The following is a 15,337-nucleotide window of genomic DNA, read 5'->3' on the forward strand; positions in this document are numbered from 1 at the left end:
CCATCATCAGAATGAGCGGGCATTGCAACCAATCCCGATGCCAAGGCCTTTGCACGGCACCCGCCAAAAACCTACAAGTGCCTGGCCTTTAACGCGGAGATAAGCGGCGGCCCGTCAGGGACGTCCGGCGGACGGCCCTCTGGCCGGGAGCGAACTTGATTGACTGGTTAAAGGCAGGTACTGACACTGCCTGCTCCCTGGCAACGACCACGACGGCCTACTCCGTTCCTTGCACCGGCTCACGCCGATACCATTTGTTTGAATCCATCGCCAAGCCAGCGGTGGATGAACCTGTACTCAAAGGTACCAGATCCAGAATAGATTGTCGGCGGACAGCCCCAAAAGGCGAACACCGAATTTACTACCAACTCTGTTGCTGGGTGATGCAACCAAATCAGGCGCGGACTCTGATGGCCTTGGTGCTCACCAAATTAGGCGGGTTTAGCTGCCAAGCCCGGCACCAAGGCTACTGGCACAAAGCCACCCAAAAGACCGAGGCTTTTGCCATTAACGCTTGCAGCATGCGCGCCTACGGAATGGAGCCGAAGGCGCAATGTAGTGGGCGTCGCCGTGCCTGCACTTGTTAATTTCTCTAGCAGAACTGAGGCGTAGCTCGAGAACAACCGCCATCGCTTGCGCCCCCACTAAACAAAAGACTAATAGCACCTGCAATTAGAACAGTTACAAACGCGTATTGAGCTGCCTTGATTGCGACACCGCCGACTGTTGGTACAGCTTCGTCCTCTTTCAGCCCTTTATCCCGGGAGCCAAAAAGTATGACGAACCAGATCACATAGATAATCCCAAACCCAGGAATCGGATAGCTTGAAATCAAAATTACTGAAATCGGCACTACAAAGAGAGCTGCTATACCAATCAGGAAGCTCCACTCTTTCCATATGATCGCAGACCATATTAGGTAAACGAGCCCCAGACCGAACACTATTTGTACAACATCCAGAAACATCACTATCGGTACGGACCTCTTTAAAAATTAACGCCAGTGGTAATGGGCGCCAACGGAGCGCAGCGTAGTTGGTGTCCCGTTGACCACCTTGTTAGCACCAGCCAGCGGCATGACGGTGCTCGCTGGCGAACTGAATAGTTCGCAACAGCGGAAACTGCTCTGGGATCGCCGCCTTGGCAATTTTCTTGTTTCCGATCCCGGCAACGATCTCTGCAAATAGCTCGGAGGTTGTCATTACTCGACCACCTGCGAGTGTCTTTACGTTCGCATTGCTGGCAAACCCAAGGAGTGCGATTTGCTCAATCTCTTTGGGTAAGCTAATGCCGTCGAACAGCGCTGGGATATGTTGCCGCCCGGCTTCAAACTTTTTGCCGTACCGCTGCTCACGCTTTGCCCATGAGTGCGCGTCCATAGATGGCTCGATGTGAACCAAGTGTTGTTGCCCAGGATGAAAAGCCACCACATCAAGCTCGCACTCGTAGCCACCATTCGCACGAGGCCCAACCTGAATATTCCTGCGGACGAAATATCCTCTGTATTCATACCACTCAGCGACGAGCTGTTCGAGATGATTCATAAAGTGCTAACGCTGAAGGTAACCGGCACCGGAGCGCAGCGAAGGGAACCAAAAGCAGTAAGCTTTTGGTGTCCGGTTGACCGCCTTGTTAATGGCCGTTCACCGCCATAGTTGAGCCAGGCACCCAAGGTCACATGCCCTCTCCCAGACAGCTTGCACCAACTCGACGGATGTCGACAGGAACCAAAACACAAAAGCTGCCAACCCGATTACCGTTTGTGACAGACGGCCCCACAACTGGGGCACGCCATACATACCACCACCGCTGACCATTTTGGCAACCAAACTAGGCAGCGGATTTTCCGGCCTTGGCGATCACCAGAATAAACGGGCTTTGCACCCAAAACTGATGCCAAGGCCTTTGCACTGTGCCAGCCCGCAACCCACAGTGCCTGGCCTTTAACGCCCGGCTCACGCGCCGGTTTGGAGCCGCAAAGCGGCGGAAAATCGGTCGCTGTGCAGCCGATTGTTATGTTCTCTTTGAAGTGCTAGATTGTGTATAGAAATCAAATCTTATACACATAGGTGCCCTATGAGAACGAACATCGTAATTGACGACCAATTGATGGCCGAAGCCCTCAAAGCCTCCGGCTACGAAACCAAAAAAGAGGCCGTTGAGCAAGGTCTGAAACTTCTGGTCCAGCTTAGCAAGCAGCAGGAAATTCGAAAGCTGCGAGGCAAAATCAAGTGGGAAGGCGACCTGGATGAAATGCGGAGCGCCGGATGATATTGGTTGATACCAGCGTCTGGATCGACTATTTCAACGGCGTCAAGAACCCGCACACTGACCTGTTGGATGCCTCAATAATCCACGGATCCGTCGCTATCGGCGACCTCATATTTCTGGAAATCCTACAAGGCATCCGCAACGACAAACACTATCGTCAGACCAAACAAAGCCTGCTCTCGCTGGAACAGTATGAAATGTTTGGCAAAGACATGGCAGTTGTTTGCGCTGACAACTATCGGACACTCCGCAAAAAGGGCATCACAATCCGAAAGACTGCCGACGTGATCATCGCGACCTTCTGCATACAGAAAGAGCTGCCACTGCTGTTTCTAGATCGCGACTTTATCCCTTTTGTCGATCACCTGGGACTTGAGCCTGCTCTGAGAGAAACATAACGCCCGGCTCACGCGCCGGTTTGGAGCCGCGAAGCGGCGGAAAAACGGTCGCTGTGCAGCCGTTGGTTATAAGCCAATGTAGCTCAAGGCCACGTCGGCTTCGGTATAGTCCCGTACCGATTGAGGGCTATTAATGCGATTCCCGACTGAGACAAAATTATAGCCCAGAGTTTCAGATGCTTTCTGGTCCCAAGGCCCATCCCCAAAGTAAGTTCTTGAGTCATAGCGACCATTGCCCGCGAGCCTTTCAGCCAGCCGCATAATCTCTATTCTGCTGTAATGATCCGAGGACGAGGCCAATGGTATACCCGGGAAGCTAACGCCTGCAGCATCGAGCTTCATTCTCGCGGATTCAGCCCAGCCACCAGTCGCAAATGCTACTGAGACATTCTGACGGGAAACGAGCTGAGATAAAAAATCATACGCTCCGGGGATCGGCAATACATCGTGGCATGAAATGTAATCCGCTACTCGACTCACGAATTGTTCTTTAACTTCCTCAGCAATTCGCTTGCCGTCACTATGAAGGCCCAATTCTTCGACCACCTCGGTGAGAATTCCAGAATCGGTTACGTGGCCATAGCGACTCCAGTCAGGGCCTACGGCAACACCCAATACATCCTTGATAGCTGCTTGAAAGCACGTTGTATCAAAATCGTATGACTCAACCAGCGTTCCGTCTATGTCGAACAAGACTAGATGCACGACCTCTCCCTTGGCTTATAACGCTGAGCTTAGCGGCGCCCTTGGAATGGAGGCGAAGCCGCAATGAAAAGGGCGTCCGGCGGCCATCGGCCGCGTACTACAGCGACTTGTTAAAAGCTTTTACAAGCCACCAACTGCCATAAGGCTTACGAACGATACTAGCCTACCAACAATAACCATCAGAATGATGTCTGGCCAAATGCTCGCCCGGCTGAACTTTTTGAGAAGAATGAACAGTACAACAATAGACAGAATCCAGCCCACTGTTGGTACCAGCGAAACTGCGGCGGCGCCACCAGCGGCAACAACCGTCTCACCTAAACCCAGATCCACAGATGTGATCTTCGCGGCAAGCCACAGAATCACACCGCCAATCAGGGTATCCAAAACCACCAAAACCAACTCATCCATGAGAGGCATCCTTACCTTTTAACGCTGAGGTAACCGGCGCCGGAGCGCCAGCGGAGGGAACCAAAAGCGGCACGCTTTTGGCGTCCGGTTGACCGCCTTGTTATGGGTTGATAGCGCCATAGTAAAACTCATACGGTCCATCTTTGCGAAACCCCATGCGTTTGTAGAACTCAGCTGCGCCAGAAGCCTTGTGGGCGACCAACCACGCACCGCCATTCATACTTTCTACCAAAGCTCGAGCTACGCCCTGTTTTCTGCTTGGCTCAGCAACAAATAGCTCTTGGATGCATGTGAGCTGACCCGAATGCCACGGGTATGAAAAGGAGAAAATTGCTCCGGTTATCTGGTTGTTTTCTTCGGAGACAAAACAACCCTCCGGGTCGATTTCCCAAAACCGATGCAAATAAGCAGATGCATTGGCCAATTCCCAGGATTCGTTATATGGCGGGGCTAAATAGGCCTGACAAAAGATCCTTGCAGCTTGCTCGATATCTTCTGCCTCACAGCTCCTTATTTGCATGTTGCTCCTTCCTTAGATACCCATAACGCCAGCCAGCATGCGCGGCTACGGAATGAAGGCGAAGCCGCAATGTAGTAGACGTCGCCGTGACTGGCCTTGTTATGCATTTACCATTGGACCAAAACGTCTTGAACTTTCAGTGTCTCCGAGTCGAATCCAATCGCCCAAAACACTTTGATATCACTTTTGCTGTACTTCGCCTTCCACAACGTCAACTTGGACTCATTTCTCGGTAGGCAATCTATAGACTCGATGCTTTCCAACGCACCCATTTCGTTCTCTATATCCCGACACATATCCAGATACATGTCTTCAGTGATCTTCCCATCGTCATTCGGGTCTTTAGGCAGCGCCGACATTTCTTGGAGTTCCCGATAGCTCCTTCCGTCATGTAGCTTGATTAGTCGCTCAGCCAGTTCAGTTTCTCGGTCAGTGATCACGTAACTTGTCCTCCTTGATTGCATAACAGCTAATTATACGAACGCGTTCGTATAACACGCATTCGTATAACTCCAAAAAACGCGACTCTCAGAAACCCCAGCTTCACCAATAAAATCAGCAAATTACCTGAATCCAACACGGCTACCGCCGGAGTTATACGCCCGTGTTCGAGCCACCCCTGCTCCAGATTGGGGGCGTATAACTCCGCACGCCCCGATACTCCTTTTCAAACTTATCAGAAGGTTAGCAACATTTCGCCCTGGTTTCCCGGAGTTTTGCGAACGCGTTCGTATAACTCCGCTTCTGGATACTTGATTGACAATCCCGAAAAATCAAATACTGTATATTTATACATAACCATCAAGGAGCCAGGATATGGACATCCGCTGCCCGATTTCTCCGCAATCCACACGCTTTCTGGATCGGCTCAGAAATTTTATCCGACTTCGCGGTCTCGCTTATAAAACCGAGAAAACCTATGTGTTCTGGATCAAGCGCTTTATCCGCTTCCATAGTCGAAAACACCCGGAGTCTATGGGTACAGCGGAGGTTGAGGTTTTTCTTTCTCATCTGGTTCTGCAGGCGAATGTCAGCGTGGCTACTCAGCGTGTTGCTTTGAATGCTTTGATATTTCTTTATCGGGAGTTTCTGGGCACACCATTGGAAAACCTGGAGTATGAAGCGGCAAAAAAGCCCAAGAGGCTTCCGGTTGTGTTCAGCCCGGACGAGGCCAGGCGGGTAATTGATAATCTAAAGGGCGAATTCAAGCTGGTGGCCATGCTGATCTACGGTGCAGGCCTGAGGATTAACGAAGCTCTTCGCTTACGTGTCAAAGACGTCGATTTCGGCATGCAGCAGTTAATCGTTCGCGAAGGGAAAGGCAGCAAAGATCGAATAACACTCCTGCCAGACCGTCTGATTCAACCACTGCATGACCAGATTCATGCCGCACTTTTGCAGCATCAGGCTGATTTGGCCAAAGGCTGTGGCTCGGTATATATGCCAGCGGGCTTGTCCAAAAAATACCCCAATGCCAGCCAGGAACCAGATTGGCAGTATATTTTTCCCGCGCCGGATCTTTCTATCGATCCTCGTTCAGGTATACGGCGAAGACACCACATGATGGATCGAACCGTCCAGAAGCACGTCAAAAACGCTATCAGAGAGGCAGGTATTCATAAACCTGCCGGCAGCCATACCTTCCGGCACAGCTTTGCCACCAGGCTTCTGGAGTCTGGCTACGATTTGCGAACCATTCAGAAATTACTCGGGCACTCAGACGTGCGCACAACGGAGATCTACACCCACGTTGTGCAGAAAGGCGGCTTTGGAGTCCGCAGCCCGATTGACCAGGCCGTTTAGGATTCCCAGTTACTCTGTGGTATTCGGCGGATATGAATGTGGCTGATCAGGCGGATGGTGGGCCTTACCAGGAACTGGAAGCTGCCGATAATAAACAGCCAGATTGCGGCGGTCTCATGCTTCGGAAACAGGAAGAGTATGCTCCCCACCAGAAACCAGATGGCGATGAAGAAATCATTGATGATGCTGATCATCTCGTAGCGGCGCCGGATGATCAGCTCTTCGTGGCCAAGTTTCAGGGTAAGCGGGTTGTCCATTGATTGTTCGTCCATGGCACTTCCTGTTTCCGGTCTGTTTGAAGCGATTATGGGTAAAGTTCGTCGGTTCTGGCGGCCATGATGAAATCGTTTTTGTGTAGGCCTCCGATTTTATGGGTCCACCAGCGTACGGTGGCTTTCCCCCATTCCAACAGTATCGCGGGGTGGTGGCCTTCTTCTTCCGCCAGGTCCGCCACTTTGTTGGTAAAGGCCTGGGCCTGGACAAAGTTTTTGAAGGTAAACACCCGCTGTAACTGCTCTTCCCCATCCTGAACGATCAACTGCCATTCAGGCACGTCTTTCAACAGGGTCTGCTTTTCAGCATCCGTGACCTGGGGTGCATCGGCACTGCAGGCGCTGCAGCTTTGCTGGCCAAGATTCGACATAGCGTCCTCCACTATATTTGTGGCTTCAACCACATCGTGGGTGCCCACCCGTCGTTTATCAACCCGGCAGTTGAAATCGACCCTTTTTCCGAATACTGTATATATAAACAGTACTCGAGAAATAAGCATGAGCAAATCACTCAACCACCTGCTTCAGGATGCCCGTATCTGGCAGGGTCATAAGCCCCAGAAACACGCCTCTCCGGCGGAGCACACGGGGTATCAGGTTCTGGATAACCAACTTGGTGGGCTCGGCTGGCCCAAGGGTGCCTTGAGTGAATGCCTGCTGGACAGCTGTGGCATTGGCGAGCTGCACCTGGTACTTCCGCTTATGCAGAAGGTCGCCAGGCAGGGAAAGACCATTTTCTGGCTGAACCCGCCCCACACACCTTATGCCCCGGCGCTGGCCAGGGCTGGCGTAAATACCGATCAACTGGTGCTGGTTCAAACTCACGATTCCGCTGACTTTCTGTGGACACTGGAAAACTGCCTGCGCTCCCCTGTCACAGGCCTGGTGATGGCCTGGCCGGGGAAGTTGGCCACCCGGGATATCCGCCGGCTGCAACTGGCCTCCGAAGCGGGTAACAATGTCTGCATTCTGTTTCGGGAACGTCGGCAGGCAGAGCAGCATTCACCGGCCGCGCTTCGGCTGGAGCTGATTCCCGGAGAACACCAGGATCTCAAGATCAACATTCTGAAACGCCGTGGTAGCTGGCCAGGGCAGCGCTGCACTCTTGCCCTTGGGCATCGCGCGGGCATTCAGGCCAGCGACCCCACTGGTGTGATTCAGGGGCCATGGTCACAGGATGGAGCCACCTGATTCATGTTGTGGCTGTATCTGCACTTCCCTCACCTGCTGCTGGATCATGTTCGCCGTAGCCAGCAAACTCAGGGCGCACTTGCGGTGGTCGATCTTGCCGGTCAGGCTATTCTGCAGGTTTGTCCAGAAGCCGATCACCTGGGTATTCGGCCGGGCATGCGCCTCAAGACCGCACTGGGCCTGGCACCAGACCTGGTGATTCTGCATCTCGATTCTCAACAGGAAACCAATCTGCTGGAAGAGCAGGCCCGCTGGCTATATCGTTACGCGGCCCACATTACCCTGTCGCCGCCGCACGGTCTGTGGGCTGAAGTCAGCAGCCTCCAGCGGCTATATGGCGGGCTTCCCGCCGTTTGGCAAACGGTCGAGCAGGCTCTGGCAGAGCGGCAACTCACTGCCTGGCTGGCTCTTGGGCATACGCCACTGGCGGCTCAGCTCCTTGCGCAAGCAGGCAAAGGCGAGTGCACCGCAGACAAAGGCCACATTCTGACGGCCCTGGGCAAACTGCCTCTGATGGCTGCGGGTTTTGATGAAAAATCCTGTACCCGCCTGCATCGCCTGGGGCTGAATACGCTGGCTGAAGTCTTCAATCTGCCAGCCCGGGAACTGGCACGGAGGCTATCCCCGGAGCTGCTGGCACGTATACAAAAAGCCCAGGGCACCAGGCCAGACCCCAAATCGCCCTGGCACCCCCCGCACCGATTCCGCCAGCGGGCCGATTTTATTCAGGAAGTGGAGCATGCCCAGGGGCTTTTGTTCGCGCTGCAGCGGATTCTGACCGAGCTGGAAGAAGACCTGTGCTGGCGCCAACAGGACACCGACACCCTGCATCTTTTACTCCAACACCGGCACGAAGAAGCCACCCGGTTAACGTTGCGAACAACTGGCCCGGAGCATCGGGCAGAGAGCTTTCTGAAACTGCTGCGCCTGAAACTGGATCAGCACCCGCTGCGGGCACCGGTGATCAGTCTGTCCCTGTCGGTAAAGCGGTTTCTGGGCCGGGAAGCCCCGGTTGGCCAGGACCTCCTGGGCGATGGACAGGACCTGAATGAAGCCTGGCATACGCTGGCCAGTCGTTTACAGGCCCGCCTTGGTACTGAGGCATTGCAACAGCTTGCACCGAGGGCAGACCACCGCCCGGAGTTTGCCTGGACAGCCTCCGCCATAAAACCAGCCAGCAGGCACAGCGAAACACCAGAGGTCTCTGGCCTGCCTGCGCGCCCTTTATGGCTGTTATCCACGCCACACCCACTGGCAGAACCTCCGGCCAGATGGTTCTCGGGGCCGGAACGCATCAGTGCTGGCTGGTGGGACGGCCAGCGGGTGCATCGTGACTACTATATTGCCCAGTTGTCCAGCGGCCAGTTGGCGTGGGTGTTCCGGGATATCCGCGATGGCTGGTACATACACGGGTGGTTTGGCTGATGGATTCTGATTACGCCGAGCTGTTCTGCTTCAGCAACTTCACCTTCCTGACCGGCGCCTCCCACCCCCATGAACTGGCCGAGCAAGCCGCGGAGCTTGGCTATCGGGCAATTGCCATCACCGATGCCTGCTCGGTGGCGGGCATCCCCAGAGCCTGGGCAGCCCTTAAAGACAGCCCGGTAAAGCTGATTACCGGGAGCTGGTTCGAACTGAGCGATACTCCCGAGGGCGCCACTGCCCCACCCCGGTTCATACTGCTGGCTCGAACCCGCGAGGGCTACGGTCAGCTTTGCCAATTGATCACCACCGGGCGGCGACGCGCTGAGAAAGGGCAATACCGGTTATTGACCCGGGACATCGAAACCCATTCGCTGGACCACTGCCTCTGCCTGTGGCTGCCACCGCTGGTATCACAAACCAACGCGCACCAGGCATTGATCACCGGCGAATGGCTGCAACGGATTTTCGAGCACAGGCTACGCCTTGCAGCGACCCGCACACTGGAAGCCGGCGAGGAACAGCAACTGGTCCGTGTGCGGTGGCTAGCTGAGCAAATGCGCTGCGCAGTGGTGGCAACCGGCCAGGTTCATATGCATCGCCGCGAACGCCAGCCATTACAGGACGTGCTGACAGCTCTGCGCCACCACACCACGCTGGAACAGGCCGGACACTGCCTGTTTCAGAATGCCGAGCGTTATTTGCGCCCGATACCGGTTATCCGGCGATTATTCCCCGAGCCCTGGGTTCGGGAGACCGTGGCAATCGCCGAAGCCTGCAGCTTTGAGCCTGGCAGCCTGCGTTATGAATACCCTCCCGATTTAGTGCCGGAACACGAAACACCCACATCGTTTCTGGCGCGACTCACCCGGGAGGGTGAACGGCGGCGTTACCCATCGGGCACACCCATGAAGGTGCAGGCACTGATTCGCAAAGAGCTGGAGCTGATTGCCGAACTGCGCTACGAACACTATTTTCTCACCATCCACGACATCGTCGACTTTGCCCGGCGCCAGGGTATTCTTTGCCAGGGCCGGGGATCCGCAGCCAATTCCGCAGTCTGTTACTGCCTGGGCATCACCGAGGTGAACCCGGCCAATGTGGAACTGCTGTTTGAACGGTTCATCTCCAAAGACCGGGATGAGCCCCCCGACATCGATGTGGATTTCGAGCACGAACGGCGTGAGGAGGTCATTCAGTACATTTACCAGCGCTACGGCCGGGAGCGGGCCGCCCTGGCCGCCACCGTGATTCGTTATCGCCCCCGCAGCGCCATTCGGGATGTCGGCAAGGCGCTGGGCTTTGATGCCACACTGGTGGAGAAGCTGCTGGATGGCATCGACTGGCGTGACAAGACCACCGGCTGGCGCCAGCAGATTCTGGACAAGGGCCTGACCCGCAGCCCCAACGTCGCGGATCAGTTCTTCACGCTGGTGAACACCTTGCTGGGCTTTCCACGCCACCTGTCCCAGCACGTGGGCGGTTTCGTGATCAGCGCCGGCCCGCTTTCAGAACTGGTGCCTGTTGAGAATGCCGCCATGGAAGGGCGCACGGTTATCCAGTGGGACAAGGACGACCTGGAAAGCCTGGGGCTGATGAAGGTGGATGTCCTGGCCCTGGGCATGCTTACCGCCATTCGCAAAGCACTGGCGCTGATCAGTGAAGAGAAAGGCACGACGTTTACCATTCAGGACGTCCCTCAGGAAGACCCTGACACCTACGCCATGCTGCAAAAAGGCGACAGTATCGGTGTCTTTCAGGTGGAGTCCCGCGCCCAGATCAACATGCTCCCGCGGCTGAAACCGGAAACCTGGTACGACCTTGTGATCGAAGTCGCCATCGTTCGCCCGGGCCCCATACAAGGCGACATGGTGCACCCCTACCTGCGCCGAAAACACGGCATGGAAGCAGTAGAATACCCCAACGATGCCGTACGCCAGGTGCTGGAGCGCACCCTCGGGGTGCCGATCTTCCAGGAACAGGTCATCAAACTGGCCATGGTCGCCGCCGGTTTCAGTGCGGGCGAAGCCGACAAACTTCGCCGTGCCATGGCAGCCTGGAAATCCCATGGCGATCTGACACCTTTCCGCGACAAACTGATTCAGGGCATGCTGGAGCGGGGCCACGATGCCGACTTCGCCGAGCGCCTGTACAAACAGATCTGCGGCTTTGGTGGCTATGGATTTCCGGAATCCCATGCCGCCAGCTTTGCCTTACTGGTGTACGTCTCTGCCTGGATCAAACGCCACCACCCGGCAGCATTCTATTGCGCCTTGCTCAACAGCCAGCCAATGGGCTTTTACTCGCCCAGCCAGCTGGTTCAGGATGCCCGGCGCCACAACGTTACCGTGCTGCCACCAGACGTCAACCACAGCCAGTGGCAGCACACCCTGCAAGGTCAGGAGCAGCACCTGCGCCTTGGCCTTAGAATCATTCAAGGCCTGTCTCGCAATGGCGCCGAGCGCGTCCACCAGAACCGCCCGGCAAACGGTTACCAAAGCGCCGCCGAACTGCGCACCCGAGCTGGCCTCAACCAGAGTGACATGGAACTTCTCGCCGGCGCCAACGCCATGCCCGGCTTCACCAGCAACCGCCACCAGGCTTACTGGCAACTGCTCGAACACGAAGAACCCGCTGAGCTCTTCGCTAACGAAGCCATGACCAAATACACACCGGAACCCTGCCACCTGCTCCCGGAGCCCACCGAAGGGCAAAACGTACTGGCCGACTACAGCAGCCAGGGTTTAACACTACAAAGGCATCCCCTTGCCCTGCTCCGCGAACAAGGCCACCTGCGCCATTGCCTCACCGCCAATCAACTCAAAGCCACCCGTCCCGGCATCCCCGTACAAGTTGCCGGCCTGGTCACCGGCCGCCAACGGCCCGGCACCGCTTCCGGCGTCACCTTCGTCACCCTTGAAGACGAAACCGGCAACGTCAACGTCGTCGTCTGGCTAGACACCGCCCGCCGCCAACGCAAACCGTTGCTCACCGCCCGGTTGTTACACGTAAAAGGAGTTATCGAAAAAGAGGGGGATATCGTTCATGTCATGGCCGGCAAGCTGTCTGACTTGAGCCATCTGATCAACTCACTACCGGTCAGCTCCCGGGATTTCCACTGACCACAAACGAAAAAACCCCGCCAAAGGCGGGGTTTTCAGGGCAGTGTCGGTAAGGATCAGCCGAGCAGCTTGATCATTACCCCCGCTGCAACCGCAGAGCCAATAACACCGGCCACGTTCGGACCCATTGCGTGCATCAGCAGGAAGTTCTGCGGGTTGGCTTCCAGGCCCACCTTGTTGGAGACCCGCGCCGCCATCGGCACCGCGGATACACCTGCGGAGCCAATCAACGGGTTGATCGCTTCCTTGGTGAACTTGTTCATCAGTTTCGCCATCAGTACACCGGAAGCGGTGCCTACACCGAAAGCCACAATACCCAGGCCCAGGATACCCAGCGTCTGGCCATCCAGGAACTTGTCGGCCATCAGCTTGGAGCCAACAGACAGACCCAGGAAGATGGTTACGATGTTGATCAGCGCGTTCTGTGCGGTATCGCTCAGACGCTCTACCACGCCACACTCACGCATCAGGTTACCGAAGCAGAACATACCCAGCAGCGGAGCCGCATCGGGCAGGAACAGAACCACGGCAATCAGAACAACCAGAGGGAAGACAATCTTCTCTTTCTTGCTCACCGGACGCAGCTGCGACATCTTGATGGCACGCTCTTTCTCGCTGGTCAGCGCCTTCATGATCGGCGGCTGGATCATCGGCACCAGCGCCATGTACGCATAAGCAGAGACGGCAATCGCACCCAGAAGATGCGGGGCCAGTACGCTGGATACGTAGATGGAGGTGGGGCCGTCGGCGCCACCAATGATGCCGATTGCAGCGGCCTCGAGAATATTGAACTCCAGTATTCCCGTCCAGTCCAGCAACGCCGCGCCAATAACGGTACCGAAAATACCGAACTGCGCAGCCGCACCCAGAAGCAGGGTTTTGGGGTTAGCAAGCAAAGGGCCGAAATCGGTCATCGCCCCTACACCCATGAAAATCAGCAGAGGACCAACGGTACTGCCGATAATCACAGAGTAGAAGTTATACAGCATGCCATTGCCGTAGCCGTAATCCTGCGCAATGGAGTTGGCCATCGCCATTTCGGAATAACTGGCTTCTTTCACCGCTACCTTGAAGGCTTCTTTCAGCTCAGGCGTAATCGCCTGTCCGACCTGATAGGCCACATCCAGCGGCGCCGCCAGTGCAGCCAGAACCTTGGAGTTGCCACCCTGCAAAGCAAAGTGAATAGCGTTTTCAGCCGCAGTCAGGGCAAGCCCTGCCTCCGGAATATTCGCCAGAATGCCACCAAACCCGATGGGCACCAGCAGCAACGGCTCAAACTTCTTGTTGATCGCAAGATAGAGAAGCAACAGGCCAATAGCGATCATGATCACCTGGCCCAGCTCGATGTTGAACAGGCCACTGCCTGTCCACAGTGTCATTAATTTATCCATGGAATGCTGGCCCTTATGCGATTGTCAGCATTTCATCATCAGGGGAGACGGCATCACCGACCTTGATGAAGACTTCGCCGATAGTACCGGCTTTCGGTGCGCGAACCTCGGTTTCCATCTTCATGGCTTCGAGGATAATCAGCACGTCACCTTCCTCAACGGTGTCACCCGGAGAAACCAGAACCTTGAAGATGTTACCACCCAGCGGTGCCACCAGAGGCTCGCCTTCGCCTGCCGCAGGAGCAGGTGCGGAGGAAGCGGCCGGAGCAGACGCGGCGCCACCGTCACCCTGGATCTGAGTAATCTCGCCACCTTCGGAAACCGCCACCACAAACTTCTTGCCGTTAACGTCCACGGTGTAAGTCTCCGGGCCTGCGGCTTTCTTGGCCGGTGCGGCGTCTTCTGCAGTCGGTACCGGCTCGAACGCATCCGGGTTGTTGCGGTTCTCCAGGAACTTCAGGCCGATCTGCGGGAACAGAGCGTACGTCAGCACGTCGTCTTCGAGGTTGTCGGCCAGCTTGATACCCTTCTCGTCCGCCAGCTTCTTCAGCTCGTCGGTCAGCTTGTCCATTTCTGGCTCAAGCACATCTGCAGGACGACAGGTCATGACTTCCTTGCCATCCAGCACACGCTCCTGAAGCTCTTTATTCATGGGGGCTGGCGCTGCGCCGTACTCACCCTTCAGAATGGCGGAGGTTTCCTTGGAGATGGACTTGTAGCGCTCGCCGGTCAGGACATTCAGTACGGCCTGGGTACCGACAATCTGCGAGGTCGGAGTCACCAGCGGAATGAAGCCCAGGTCTTCACGAACCTTGGGAATTTCTTCCAGCACCTGGTCAAACTTGTCGCTTGCATTCTGCTCGCGCAGCTGGTTTTCCATGTTGGTCAGCATACCGCCCGGAACCTGGGCAATCAGAATGCGGGAATCGGTGCCGCGCAGGCTGCCCTCGAACTTCGCATACTTCTTGCGCACCTGGCGGAAATACGCCGCGATTTCTTCCAGCAGGTTCAGATCAAGACCAGTGTCGCGATCGGTACCTTCCAGAATGGCAACAACCGCCTCGGTGGGCGAATGGCCGTAGGTCATGCTCATGGACGAAATGGCGGTGTCCACGTTGTCGATACCGGCTTCCGCAGCCTTGATGGCGGTGGCGGTCGACATGCCGGTGGTGGCGTGGCACTGCATGTGGATGGGGATATCCAGCTCTTTCTTCAGGCGACTGACCAGATCATAGGCCACATACGGCTTGAGGATACCGGCCATGTCCTTGATCGCGATGGAATCTGCGCCCATGTCGGCGACTTCTTTCGCCAGATCTACCCACATATCGATGGTGTGCACAGGGCTGGTGGTGTAAGCAATCGTACCCTGGGCATGCTTGCCGGTCTTGCGAACGGCCTTGATCGCGCGATCCATGTTGCGGGGATCGTTCATGGCATCAAAAATACGGAACACGTCTACGCCGTTCTCGGCGGCACGCTCACAGAAACGGTCAACCACATCATCCGCATAGTGACGATAGCCCAACAGGTTCTGGCCGCGCAGAAGCATCTGCTGGCGAGTATTGGGCATGGCTTTTTTGAGTTCGCGGATGCGCTCCCAGGGGTCTTCGCCCAGGTAACGAATACAGGCATCAAAGGTAGCCCCACCCCAGGATTCCAGCGACCAGAAACCCACTTTATCGAGTTTCTCGGCGATTGGCAGCATGTCGTCCAGACGCATGCGGGTGGCGAGCAGGGATTGGTGGGCGTCACGCAGAATTACGTCCGTAATCCCCAGCGGTTTTTTCGTGTCAGTCATCGTGTCAGCCTTCTGTTAAAAGGTTCTAAT

Annotated in this window: 16 protein-coding genes; 6 read left to right on the forward strand and 10 right to left on the reverse strand. The window is 55.8% G+C overall.

The annotated features are described in order from the left end of the window. Window positions 1-592: 592 nt before the first annotated feature. Both ACSSVV_RS17160 and ACSSVV_RS17165 read right to left on the reverse strand, forming a co-directional pair. Window positions 593-970: a hypothetical protein gene (locus ACSSVV_RS17160; protein WP_454106639.1), complete on the reverse strand. Its 378-nt coding sequence runs from the start codon at window positions 968-970 to the stop codon at window positions 593-595. Between the two features lie 88 nt (window positions 971-1,058). Beyond that, window positions 1,059-1,544, reverse strand: coding sequence for a hypothetical protein (locus ACSSVV_RS17165; RefSeq protein WP_222197988.1), 486 nt, complete (start codon window positions 1,542-1,544; stop codon window positions 1,059-1,061). Window positions 1,545-2,076: 532 nt separating this feature from the next. Between ACSSVV_RS17165 and ACSSVV_RS17170 the strand changes: the two genes are divergently transcribed. Next, window positions 2,077-2,271 carry a type II toxin-antitoxin system VapB family antitoxin gene (locus ACSSVV_RS17170; protein WP_011785720.1) on the forward strand — a complete coding sequence of 65 codons (195 nt, stop codon included), beginning with the start codon at window positions 2,077-2,079 and terminating at the stop codon, window positions 2,269-2,271. Next, window positions 2,268-2,669 carry a type II toxin-antitoxin system VapC family toxin gene (gene vapC / locus ACSSVV_RS17175; RefSeq protein ID WP_454106640.1) on the forward strand — a complete coding sequence of 134 codons (402 nt, stop codon included), beginning with the start codon at window positions 2,268-2,270 and terminating at the stop codon, window positions 2,667-2,669. The genes ACSSVV_RS17170 and vapC overlap by 4 nt, the downstream gene beginning before the upstream one ends. A gap of 66 nt (window positions 2,670-2,735) precedes the next feature. Here vapC and ACSSVV_RS17180 read toward each other — a convergent pair whose 3' ends face one another. From ACSSVV_RS17180 to ACSSVV_RS17195, 4 genes are all read right to left on the reverse strand, one after another. Next, window positions 2,736-3,374 (reverse strand): HAD family hydrolase, encoded by a 639-nt coding sequence (locus ACSSVV_RS17180; RefSeq protein ID WP_454106641.1) that lies wholly within the window; start codon window positions 3,372-3,374, stop codon window positions 2,736-2,738. Window positions 3,375-3,494: 120 nt separating this feature from the next. After that, entirely contained in the window at window positions 3,495-3,785 is a 291-nt protein-coding gene (locus ACSSVV_RS17185) for a hypothetical protein (protein WP_454106642.1), read from the reverse strand. Window positions 3,786-3,885: 100 nt separating this feature from the next. Beyond that, a complete protein-coding gene (locus ACSSVV_RS17190; RefSeq protein WP_454106643.1) occupies window positions 3,886-4,305 on the reverse strand; it encodes an N-acetyltransferase family protein in 420 nt (139 codons plus the stop codon). Between the two features lie 107 nt (window positions 4,306-4,412). Next, on the reverse strand, window positions 4,413-4,745 hold the full coding sequence (locus tag ACSSVV_RS17195; protein WP_027848511.1) for a hypothetical protein: 333 nt from the start codon (window positions 4,743-4,745) through the stop codon (window positions 4,413-4,415). 376 nt (window positions 4,746-5,121) lie between these two features. Between ACSSVV_RS17195 and ACSSVV_RS17200 the strand changes: the two genes are divergently transcribed. Then, window positions 5,122-6,108, forward strand: a complete 987-nt coding sequence (locus tag ACSSVV_RS17200) for an integron integrase (RefSeq protein ID WP_454106644.1) — start codon at window positions 5,122-5,124, stop codon at window positions 6,106-6,108. On the opposite strand, the gene ACSSVV_RS17205 is transcribed toward ACSSVV_RS17200, so the two are convergent. Beyond that, entirely contained in the window at window positions 6,105-6,380 is a 276-nt protein-coding gene (locus ACSSVV_RS17205) for a YrhK family protein (RefSeq protein ID WP_022991732.1), read from the reverse strand. The two genes, ACSSVV_RS17200 and ACSSVV_RS17205, sit on opposite strands and share 4 nt — an antisense overlap. A 32-nt stretch (window positions 6,381-6,412) precedes the next feature. After that, window positions 6,413-6,751 (reverse strand): 4a-hydroxytetrahydrobiopterin dehydratase, encoded by a 339-nt coding sequence (locus ACSSVV_RS17210; protein WP_014421872.1) that lies wholly within the window; start codon window positions 6,749-6,751, stop codon window positions 6,413-6,415. Between the two features lie 127 nt (window positions 6,752-6,878). On the opposite strand from ACSSVV_RS17210, the gene imuA reads away from it, so the two are divergent. From imuA to ACSSVV_RS17225, 3 genes are read left to right on the forward strand one after another with little or no spacing between them, the layout of a single operon-like run. Beyond that, window positions 6,879-7,571 carry a translesion DNA synthesis-associated protein ImuA gene (imuA, locus tag ACSSVV_RS17215; protein ID WP_011784491.1) on the forward strand — a complete coding sequence of 231 codons (693 nt, stop codon included), beginning with the start codon at window positions 6,879-6,881 and terminating at the stop codon, window positions 7,569-7,571. A 3-nt stretch (window positions 7,572-7,574) separates the two neighbouring features. Then, on the forward strand, window positions 7,575-8,996 hold the full coding sequence (locus tag ACSSVV_RS17220) for a Y-family DNA polymerase (protein WP_454106645.1): 1,422 nt from the start codon (window positions 7,575-7,577) through the stop codon (window positions 8,994-8,996). Further along, window positions 8,996-12,115 (forward strand): error-prone DNA polymerase, encoded by a 3,120-nt coding sequence (locus tag ACSSVV_RS17225; RefSeq protein WP_454106646.1) that lies wholly within the window; start codon window positions 8,996-8,998, stop codon window positions 12,113-12,115. The genes ACSSVV_RS17220 and ACSSVV_RS17225 overlap by 1 nt, the downstream gene beginning before the upstream one ends. A 56-nt stretch (window positions 12,116-12,171) precedes the next feature. On the opposite strand, the gene ACSSVV_RS17230 is transcribed toward ACSSVV_RS17225, so the two are convergent. Beyond that, window positions 12,172-13,506, reverse strand: coding sequence for a sodium ion-translocating decarboxylase subunit beta (locus ACSSVV_RS17230; protein WP_031209652.1), 1,335 nt, complete (start codon window positions 13,504-13,506; stop codon window positions 12,172-12,174). Window positions 13,507-13,519: 13 nt separating this feature from the next. Continuing rightward, window positions 13,520-15,307, reverse strand: coding sequence for a sodium-extruding oxaloacetate decarboxylase subunit alpha (gene oadA, locus ACSSVV_RS17235; protein ID WP_014421876.1), 1,788 nt, complete (start codon window positions 15,305-15,307; stop codon window positions 13,520-13,522). Window positions 15,308-15,337: the final 30 nt, after the last annotated feature.

The sequence above is a fragment of the Marinobacter sp. MBR-105 genome, from assembly GCF_053628895.1.